This window comes from Bradyrhizobium sp., assembly GCF_016462955.1.
Classification (GTDB): domain Bacteria; phylum Pseudomonadota; class Alphaproteobacteria; order Rhizobiales; family Xanthobacteraceae; genus Bradyrhizobium.
This window is the reverse complement of record NZ_JAEMSD010000259.1, coordinates 1-9500: the sequence shown is the minus strand read 5'-3', so window position 1 is coordinate 9500 and position 9500 is coordinate 1. Positions and strand designations below refer to the sequence as shown.

The window sequence follows — 9500 nt, the reverse complement described above, 5'->3', positions numbered from 1 at the left end:
TCGGGAGGCGCCCCCGTGGTGTCGCTCGACGAACGCCGGCGCCGGCCGGCAGCCAAGGGCGGCTCGCGCCTCTCGCCCTCACCGCCTGAACGGCAAAGCCGTCGCCACGCTGCGTCAACGCCAGCGCGCCTTGGCTCGCAAGACGCGGCCTGTCGACGACCATCGCCGCGCAATCGGGCGGCGCGGGACGCGCCGTCACCACCAGCGCCGCGCGGCTGCAATCGTCGGCCAGCGCGTCGATGCGCAGGGACAGCGCGACCAGCCGTCCGTCCGCGAGCGGCGTCACGCAGCCGGCTTCGTCACACGACACACCGTCGGCCAACGAGGTGCTGCCGGCATCGCGCGGATCGGCATCGGCCGCTAGCCACTGCTTGAGCAGGAAGCTATCCTTGCTCGCGCGGATCACATGCAGTCGGCCGTCCCTGCCCCGCACGGCGACGCTGGCACCGTCCCCGGCAATCAGGACGTCTGGCTGCCGAACCGACAAGCCCCAGGCGATGGACACCAGCAGCACCAGGGCACCGCACCAGCGCAGGGGCGTTCGCAACAGCCCCATCACGATGATGCCAAGGCTCGCCGCGATCAGCGGCGCGATCCCGAACGCGGGGATGCGGCCGACCGCGCCCGGCAACGCCGCCACCCAGCGCGAGACCGCGACCATCCACTCGATGCCGATCCCCATCAGCCACCAGAACACGCGGTCGAGCCCGAAGGGCGCGGCGAGCAGTCCCAAAAGCCCGGCCGGCATCACCAGCGCAGAGACCACCGGCATGGCGCCGAGATTGGCGAGCACGCCGTAGGGCGTCACGCGATGGAAGTGGAAGGCGGCGTAGGGCGTGGTCGCAAGCCCCGCGATCAACGAGGCCAAAAACAGCACCGCGATCTCGCGGCCGCCCCACAGCGCGATCCGCGCCGTCGCGGAATGATCGGGCGATGCGAGCAGATTCGGCATGCCGATCTGCACCAGCGCCACCAGCCCGAGCGTGGCCGCAAACGACATCTGGAAGGCGGGATGCGGGTTTTTACTTCGCTCGCTGGCTCAAGAGCTTAGCCCGCATCCCGGAGCTTACTCCGGGACTTTTTCCGGGACTCTGCGAGCTGCTCGACCGCTTCGGCAACGTCCTCATCCAGCACATGGGCGTACCTCAGAGTGCTTTTGATGTCTCGATGATTGAGCGCTTTTTGCACCAGCTTGAGGTTGCCGCTGTCGCGCAACAGCTTAGTCCCGAAGTCGTGCCGGAAGTCGTGAAACCGAAAATCAGCTAGCCCGGAGACGGCTCTAAGGCGCTGCCAGGCGCTCTTGGCGCCAGTGTAGGTCAAAGGGTAGCGCTGCCCCCTAACCCTCTCCAAGCGCTTGTTTCCGTAGATAGCGACGTAGGTGAAAACGAACTCAGGATGCTGCCCCCGCAAAGGGAATAGGATCTCGCGAATAGCGGGCGTAATCGGGAAAACCACACGTCGGCCGCCTTTGCCAATGCGGACAATCTGCCGGGTGCCGAAATCCACCTCTGACCACCGGAGCGTCACGCATTCCTTGAGGCGCATGCCGCAAGAGCGAACGAACGCGAAGAACGGCTCATAGTCGGCGCGCATCGCCTCATCTAGCGCATCGCCTTCCTCGCTCTTCAGCTCGCGCACGCGCTCCACGGGCTCAGCGAGCAGCAGTTCATCCCACCTTGGCTCATGTTCGAATACCGCGCCCTCCGCCTTAGCGAAGGTGAACAGGCGTTGCAGCACCTTGGTGGCCGAGCGGTTCACGGTAGCATTTGAGACCAGCGGCAGCGCCTGTTCCTGCTCCTTGGTCCGCTTGCCACGCCTTGAAACGCGATGCCCTCGCCGCCACGCGACCAGCTCCTTGGCGGCTTTGTGATCGATCTCTGTGAGCGGCTTTTCCTTGCCGAAGTACTCGATCAACCGCGCCAGATTGGTCTCCGTGGCCTTAGGCTCCGAGTCGTATTGAGCGCTGTCGTTCCAGAGCCGCGCAGCGACATCATCGAAGGCCAGGGAGGCCTTCGCCCGGCGCGTCGCCTTGACCAGCGCCTTTGCTTTCTCCCGCTCTAGGGCCTCGAACTTCTCTGCCTCTCTTCGCGTCGTGCATTTCGTGCTGCCGTGAAACCGATTACCGGCGTGCTGAAAGTCGAACGAATAGTAGGACGACCGTGGGTCTTTATAGACTGACATGGCGTTTCCCTCCCGCGTCGCCGCTCAATGAAATTGTTCAGATCCGCCTCTGTGAAGCGGCGCCGTGGACGCTTCTTGCCGAGCCCGACGTTGATGTATCCGATGGCGCCCTCGCTAACGAGGTCGCGGAGATGATCTTCGCTGATGTTAAGCCGAGACGCCGCCTGCTCGGGTGTGAGCAAGCGGTTGTTGTCGTTTGCTGGATTGGGCAAGAGCGTGCCCCTTAAATGAATTGCTCTGCTCTACCTCGCCGGCTGAGGCCGACGCGCAATGGTAGGTGGTGAACCGTTCCGGCGATTCACCACCCTAGGCTGATTATACCACGGCCTACTCAGCCGCCTGCAGCACCACCGCCGACCGCCCGGCGGCCACCCTGGCCCGCTCGGCTTCGGCCAGCCCCTCGGTGTACGCGTAGGCAGCGTCAAGCTCCCGCTTCACGTGGTCGGCGGTCCACAGTATCCGATAAATCGACTCTTCGGTGATCTCCCCCTCCTCGTCGCGCAGGTCGTGGAGCATGGCGTGGAGGATGGTGAAGCCGTGGCGAAGCCCCCATACTTGGGAGGCGACGAACGATGGGGTGGTTTTGAGATCGAAGGTATTGGTCATGTGATGCTCGTCCAGTTTGATGGCTTGCTACAGCCCCGCTGGCGTCGGGCCAGCAGCCGGGGGGTAGCAACTTGCCTGGACGACAAGTCGGCGCGCTTTTAAGCCTCTCGGCTCTGGACATGACGCACCGCCCCCGGCATATTTGCCAGGTGAGGCGCGCCCGCCAAGGCGCTCCAAAGCGCCATAGGAAACCCGCCAAGGCTTCCACCGCGCGCATTCGGCGGCCCCGCCAAGGGCCGCGATAGTCCAAGTCCGGGTTGCTACACCCACGGACATCATCATCTGATTCTGGAAAAAATCCACCCCTCCAGGGGCGCTTAGGCGCGACCCCGGTGTATTACGGGTACATCCATGCTCAGGGGTTTATGCTGGCGCGCGCCCCTCTTCCGGCCTAATCCCATAGGCCGCGCGTGACCTTGTCGCCCACGGTCCCCGAGCCGTCATCAAACAGCGCCTCGTCCAGCGAGAGCAGCGGCGAGTTTCCGAACTTGGCAAACCTCGTCGGAAACTGCCCGCTATGTTGGTTCGCGAAATAGTTTGCGAGCGCCGGCACTTGCGCCCGATCAACTCGGCCTTCGAAAAGCAAGATCATGATGTCATTGACGACGTCATCCTTCGTCGTCAGCCACCCGGGTAGCATTTGCCGAATGACCGCTTCGTCGCCGGGTGTGTATCGATAGGTGAACGTATTGAGCTGCGCGAACTCTCGCGGTCTATGCCTCCTTGCGCTGATTGCATCCTGGACCAGCGCCTCGAACTTGGGGTTTTCTCGGCGGTAGCGATAGAACGCGGGCGGATGCACAAGCACAAGGGCTGGGTCCCGACGCCCGCCTCCAGCTGGCACTCCGTGAATTATCTGGCTAACTGTGACCCCGTTTTGGATTGCCGCAGTGACGCGCTTAACCGCTTCCTGCGTCATGGTCGCATTGTCGCGCCGTAGGCGTCGGCAGGTTCTGCAATCCCGCTTGATGTATCCGTTCTGCCAATAGACGAGAGCATCACTTAGCGAGTGGCCAAGGTGGCAGCGAGTCAAGCCCCGCAGGCGCGCGCCCTTTCCAAAGCGGCCATTTATGTCTGAAAGCCTCCAAGCCTCAGCGCCCCATCGCGGGTGAAGCTCGCAATGCCTTTTAAATCGCTTGTAGCTGACAAGTGCAGGTCCGAGTTGACCACCGCCTGTGAGCTTGCGGATGGTGCTTCCACCCCTCAGCCTGTTCATGAACACTTCGGCGAGAACGGCGGGAATGCCCGCTGGCACATTGCGCCACCTCAATTCCGCCGCCCGCTGAATCTCGGAGCGAGATAACTGGACGCCCACCATTGTCGCCTCCACAGAGCGCGGAATTGCGCTTCGGTAGGCGGCTCCTGAGTCGTGGCGGCAAGAGAGCGGTGACAGGGTACTCCACAACTAAAGAGCTACGGCTTTTGTTGCGCTGCGCATTGCGCTCCCGCCCCGGTTGCGGTTGGATGGGGTTTTAGGTCTGGGGGCCAATATGCGTTCTATAGGGATCGTGGTGCTTTGCGCCGTATTAGGCGGCTGTGCAGCCGCGCCAAAAATGGGATGGGTTCGAGTCGATGGCCAGTCTTCACGCGACAACCCTGTTTTGATGACCCAATTCGAAGTCGACAGAACTGCCTGCTTGGGCGAGCGCAACAAGGCCGCCCTGTCCGGTGTTTCCGTCGCCAGCGGTGGCTTAGCCGCGGCCGTGGCTGCCCAGGAGCGCTCTAACGCGGCCGATACAGTTGGCCAAGGCTGCATGGCTGAAAAAGGCTATCTCCTTGTTAGAGAGGATGAAGCCGACGCGAAGCGTGCAGAGTTGGCTAGGGTGGCTGAATTGAAGAAGCAGCAAGAGGCCGCGGCTGCAGCGCCAGCGGCCAAGCCAAAGAAGCCCGCGTCGGCGACAAAGCCGTCAAGCTAACTAGAAGAAACAAAAATCGCGACCTTACAGGAGTGAAACCATGGCCGATGACAAGAGCAAACGAGACTATCGCGACCGCACCCGTATCAACCTCAATGAGGACTACGAAAAAGAGTACTGGAAAAAGCGCTTCAACGTCTCGGGGCAGGCACTTGCTGGAGCTGTTCGCGCTGTTGGCGTGTCGGTGAAGAAGGTCGAGAAATACTTGAAGGACAAATAGAGCGCGAGAAAGATAAGCTCTATCTCACCGATGCAGTGCCAGAGGAGTTGCTACGGCCGCTCCTGCCGGCGCTGGAGAGCAAGTACGGATTTCTGCGCAAGCCCCCATTCTTTGGTGATCGGCGTTATTGGCCGGCTGTGAAAGCTTGGCTCGACAAGCACGAAGGGCTGCCCGAGCCTACGAGGCTGAGGCGGTGAAGTGCGCCGCGGAGGCGCTGCACATCAAGCGGCGTAAGGAGATTTGGGAGCAGATGGCTGCCGTCAGCAGAGCAGCCCGGCACACCGAGCCAGCTGCCCCATATGAACTTCGAACCTTGTTTGTTGGGGCGCAATGCGAGATCGGAGAAATCCGGCAGGGTTGCGCTCTCTCTGGAGCATCGGTGCTCCGCCGATGACGATCTTCTGAAACTGAGCGAGGGCATATGGGCTCTTGTGCGCAATAGCATTGCGGATAATGGAAATCGTCTTCAGCTGGGACCTATCGCCTATGTCGAGATCGCTAAACGGACGGCCATCCCTTAGGTAGAGCTTTGCGCGCTTTTCTGTGTGCTCGAACGGTAGCCAATTCATATAAACGCTGCCCTGCAGCAGTATCTTCATCAACGCGCCCCGTGACGAAGCCGACATCAGAACGCGAACACGTTGACCAGTGTACTGAGCTCGCCCGACAAGGATTGCCAGAAACAAATCCTCCAAAAACGCCTCAAAGCTAGTTACAGCGCGAAGAAACAGCGCTTCATAAACGGAGTCTAGATCAACCTTTCTTATTTGCTCTTGAGCAAAAAGCCTCTCCATACGATCCCGGGTATTGTCGAGCCGCTGCAGACTCCGCTGGAACTTGCTCAATTCGGACTGAGCGTAGGCCTGGGACGGCATTGGCTTCTCACGCGACTAGGTAGTTGATCAAGGCTCGCCTGTTGGTCGCGTCAGTCGTGCCACTCTGCCGGGCCTTTAGGACCGCCTCTGGCGCTTGTCTGTTTTTGATCGCCGTCGCGTTGCGAATAAGCCTGCCCGTCATCTCAGGAGTCAGCGGCGCGGGCCTATCCTTAGATAGCCGGCCAATGTCGGAGAGCTTTAGCCTGCCGGGCGAAGACGGCCTGCCCTCGAATTGAATCCCGTAAACAGCTGAGAAAAGTGCAAAGAACATCGTCCTTGAACTGAAGAAACGGTGGATGCCGTTTCGAAGCAAGTCATCTATGGTATCGAAGACGGTTCGAAATCTCCGCTCAACCTCCTGACGGTCGGCGAACGTTGCATCGAATTGTTTGTAGAACGAGTCAATAGTAGCGCTCTTCTTCTCTAATACTCCAGTCATGATGTACATCATGAACTCGCTCGCCATCTCGACTTCCATCATCCGGGCGATCCCGTCAGGATTGAAGACCTCCCAATCATCACGCCAGCGATATAACTGCTCTGTGGCAAGTTCGTACGCGCTAGTTTTGAACTCACCGAAGAATTCTGCATTTCGCAGCTCTTGCGAATTTAGCTTGACGCCGGTCGCGTTCATCCTCGCAAAAATCTGTAAGATCATCCGATCGTCTGTGTCTGTCGGAAACGAGTGAACGCTGAACTGGTAATCAAGAATACGCTGTCTGTTCTCCATCGACAGCTGATGAAATCGCTTGCCGCCCAGCTCCCTGTTGTGCGTCTTATTGATCTCGAAATCGTCCCTTTGCTCATCGTAGTCCGGGAGAAGGCTGTGATCGATGAACGAAAGAAGAGTTCGGATGCGCTGCTGCCCGTCCACGACGTCGCGCTTGGACTTCAGGGTTTTAAGATCCGTCTTCTTATCTCGGAGAAATATGATGGGCACCGGATACCCTCGGAGGATAGTGTCGATTAAGAACGACTTTGCCCCCTTCTTCCAGACAGAACGACGTTGAAAATTTGGGTTCAACTCGAGGGTGCCCTCACGCTGCCAGCCAACAAAATCCGAAACGCGGTACAGGGTGCGAAGAGTTTGGGCTTCCAACATAGAGGGCTCCGGTTGCGCGTCAGCGGCAGCTTGCCACTCATGGCAATAACCATCCAGGCGAGCAGCTCGAGAACCGTAACCCGCTCCTACACACTCAATCAAGTTGCTTCCCCCCACAGTTTCGGTTGATTTGCCCACGCTGCTGTGGACGCGGCGATCCGGCGCCACCCTACCCACCCCCAATCTCATCACAACACCATCACCGACCTGGCCCGCTTCACGGCCTCCACGACCCGCGCGGGCAACTCCGCTTTCAGTCTGCGCCCGCATGCACGCTAGCCCGCCCCAATGAGTGCGCAGACTGACGCCAGTGCCGTAAGACGCTTGCTGAGTGTCGCCCAACCCGCTTTATCGAGCTTTGCCCAATTGACTCAACCGGCGCGGGAAGGTGGAATAGGGCTTTTACAGCGGGGGGATTTGATGATGCTGCTTCGCTTTTGTTTTCTTCTAGTGCTTACGTTTCTGTGCTCCGTATCGACCAGCAAGGCTGCACTTATTGAGGCGTCCTTCGCCGGCATTATAAGCGGCATTGGCCCCTATGGGGGTGAACCTGAGCCCTACACCCGACCATTCTCTACGACTTTCACGGCGCGCTTTATCTTCGACACAGATTTCGGCACGACACAGCAGATTGCTCCAGGCGTATTTCTGTTAATGCAGACAGATGGCGAAGCCTTTGCGTCGATCACGTTGGCTCCGATTGTGGGCCACCCTTTTTTCGGCAGTGGTCCGCGGACTTACTCGGTTTCCTCAGACTTCGCTTTTCTGAGCTGGCAGGAAGGGTCAGGTCCCATCCTAGCCAAGGTCGATTTTGGCGGTCATTTCAACATAGCAGCACAACTCAACGGCATCGGTTCCTTCCAGCACGGGTTATGCCCGTCGAATTATAGCCCCTGCGGCACCACCTACGCGACTTCGTCCACCTTCATCGATCCTCTCCCCGTCCCCGGTCCAACAGTCGGCGCCGGCCTGCCCGGCTTCCTTGTCGCTGTCCTTGCCTTCGTCGGTTGGCGCCGAAGGCATCTAGCCACCAAACACTCGTTGGCCGCCCCCACCACCACCTGACGTGTTTTGTAGAGCCGAGATCCGTACTCCCATCTGATACATTGTGATGGCCGGACTCTCGGCAGTGAACGCGCCAGAGCTATTGTTGCGCGTGACCTTGGCAACCGATGGATACGGCAAGAACGCCCGGTGCGCCGTGTCACCAAAGATGTAGCTGTTCAACCGAACTTGGCCGGTGCTGTCGGCCTTGATCGCGAGGACATAGTCGGTGTTTCGCGTGAGAGCTATTTCAGACGCCAGCGAAAAGGGGGTGAAGGATTGAGCACTGGCCGCGCTCAATTGCTCCGCCAGGACGGTGAAGCTTGCTCCGGAAATAACCGCGGGTGTGCCGAATGGCGTCGAATACAGCGCGAGAGTGAAGTCAGCGGGGGCGCCCGAGATACCGACGTTGGCCCATAGCCCGTCTATCTTACAATCCCAGGGGACTTGGAAGATGATGCCCCGCTCATCCGGGTTGTTGCTGTCCGTGTAGGCTTCCACCTGAAGCGCTTGAGAGAATGGGATTGCCCCGTCGATAATTCCCAGCGTGCCGTCATCGAACGTAATCAGGACGTTCGGTTCACCGACGCTCGTTGTGCGCCATGCGGAGGATTGAAACTCATTGGTTACGGGAAACGTTCCGGCTACTTGGCTTCCCACTGTGAGGGCCACGCTATCGGAGCCGCCACGAGCCGTCATATCCCAGACGACAGCGATAAGGTCACCGTGCGCAATGCTTTTGGAGCCCGTGCCGCCCGTCATGGCGAACGTTGTCCAGGTATTCGAGCTGATGGTGTCGGCCCCTCCGGTCAGCGTTCGCTTGACGTCGAATGTCCCGTCCGGCCGAGCAATATTGCCATTGGCGACATCAACGTCCTGAATGCCGAGGTCAAGCGTCGTGCCAGCGTTGGCAAACGTTACCGTTCCAGTCCGGAACGAAATAGAGCCGCCTCCCGCCGCGCTGATCGTCTTCGCGCTGCCTGGCCGGCCGTTGATGTAGACCCGACCAATCATGGCAGTCTTATCTGTTGCGGCGTCCATTGCGGTGCCGTTGCCAGTAGCCTTGGTGTTGGTGCCGCCGGCATCGAACGCAAGGGGAAAAATGAGACCAGTAGGAATCGAAACAAGCGTCATTGAAAAATCTCGTTCTTTAACTCAGTGTTTTGCAGCGCCTTCCGGCGCGACTACCGCGCCCGACGCGCTCGGATTGACCAAGTCGCCGTAGGCGGCGTGCCGCTGAACACAGAACGCGCGTTGAGGTAAAACGACGTGGTTGCGTTGATGAGCGCTTGTGCAGGCGGAATGGAGAAATTCTCGCTATGATCTGCGCTTGCCGGCAGGCGCTGGGTAAACGCGAGCGACGTCCCATATGGGGTCAGGCTGGCGGAGCTCGCCGAGATCGCACCGTTGTAGTCCGTGCTCGTGGTGCCGCCGCTGGCATTGAATTGTATGGAAGCGCTGACGTCCCAGTCTCCCGCACCCAGCGAGATGGAGCCGAGAGCGGTCACAACACCACTCGTCAACGAGCCAGACGTGCCACTTGCTGAGACTACCTC

The 9500-nt window shown here is 59.7% G+C and carries 9 protein-coding genes and 3 pseudogenes; 3 read left to right on the top strand and 9 right to left on the bottom strand.

What is annotated here, in order from left to right; genetic code table 11:
* The 5 genes and pseudogenes from JHD07_RS23580 to JHD07_RS23565 form a co-directional block, all read right to left on the bottom strand.
* Window positions 1-1015 (bottom strand): annotated as a pseudogene (locus JHD07_RS23580) (ComEC/Rec2 family competence protein); the annotation flags it as partial.
* Between the two features lie 32 nt (window positions 1016-1047).
* The gene (locus JHD07_RS23575) at window positions 1048-2181 is read right to left on the bottom strand and encodes a site-specific integrase (RefSeq protein ID WP_291626378.1); all 1134 of its coding nucleotides are present in this window, start codon (window positions 2179-2181) and stop codon (window positions 1048-1050) included.
* 26 nt (window positions 2182-2207) lie between these two features.
* Window positions 2208-2363, bottom strand: a pseudogene (locus JHD07_RS39855) (helix-turn-helix domain-containing protein); the annotation flags it as partial.
* 145 nt (window positions 2364-2508) lie between these two features.
* Window positions 2509-2787: a hypothetical protein gene (locus JHD07_RS23570; RefSeq protein ID WP_291626376.1), complete on the bottom strand. Its 279-nt coding sequence runs from the start codon at window positions 2785-2787 to the stop codon at window positions 2509-2511.
* Between the two features lie 391 nt (window positions 2788-3178).
* Window positions 3179-4105, bottom strand: a complete 927-nt coding sequence (locus JHD07_RS23565; RefSeq protein ID WP_291626375.1) for a hypothetical protein — start codon at window positions 4103-4105, stop codon at window positions 3179-3181.
* A 286-nt stretch (window positions 4106-4391) separates the two neighbouring features.
* Between JHD07_RS23565 and JHD07_RS23560 the strand changes: the two genes are divergently transcribed.
* Window positions 4392-4703: a hypothetical protein gene (locus JHD07_RS23560; RefSeq protein WP_291626373.1), complete on the top strand. Its 312-nt coding sequence runs from the start codon at window positions 4392-4394 to the stop codon at window positions 4701-4703.
* Window positions 4704-4743: 40 nt separating this feature from the next.
* Window positions 4744-4923: a DUF3606 domain-containing protein gene (locus JHD07_RS23555; RefSeq protein ID WP_291626371.1), complete on the top strand. Its 180-nt coding sequence runs from the start codon at window positions 4744-4746 to the stop codon at window positions 4921-4923.
* A 260-nt stretch (window positions 4924-5183) separates the two neighbouring features.
* On the opposite strand, the gene JHD07_RS23550 is transcribed toward JHD07_RS23555, so the two are convergent.
* Window positions 5184-5798, bottom strand: coding sequence for a hypothetical protein (locus JHD07_RS23550; protein WP_291626369.1), 615 nt, complete (start codon window positions 5796-5798; stop codon window positions 5184-5186).
* A 7-nt stretch (window positions 5799-5805) separates the two neighbouring features.
* Window positions 5806-7170, bottom strand: a complete 1365-nt coding sequence (locus JHD07_RS23545; RefSeq protein WP_291626367.1) for a DUF262 domain-containing protein — start codon at window positions 7168-7170, stop codon at window positions 5806-5808.
* Between the two features lie 150 nt (window positions 7171-7320).
* On the opposite strand from JHD07_RS23545, the gene JHD07_RS23540 reads away from it, so the two are divergent.
* Window positions 7321-7965, top strand: coding sequence for a hypothetical protein (locus JHD07_RS23540; RefSeq protein WP_291626365.1), 645 nt, complete (start codon window positions 7321-7323; stop codon window positions 7963-7965).
* On the opposite strand, the gene JHD07_RS23535 is transcribed toward JHD07_RS23540, so the two are convergent.
* Together JHD07_RS23535 and JHD07_RS23530 are read right to left on the bottom strand one after the other, a co-directional pair.
* Window positions 7924-9078, bottom strand: coding sequence for a hypothetical protein (locus JHD07_RS23535; RefSeq protein WP_291626363.1), 1155 nt, complete (start codon window positions 9076-9078; stop codon window positions 7924-7926). The genes JHD07_RS23540 and JHD07_RS23535 overlap by 42 nt on opposite strands.
* A 50-nt stretch (window positions 9079-9128) precedes the next feature.
* A pseudogene (locus JHD07_RS23530) lies at window positions 9129-9500 on the bottom strand (hypothetical protein); the annotation flags it as partial.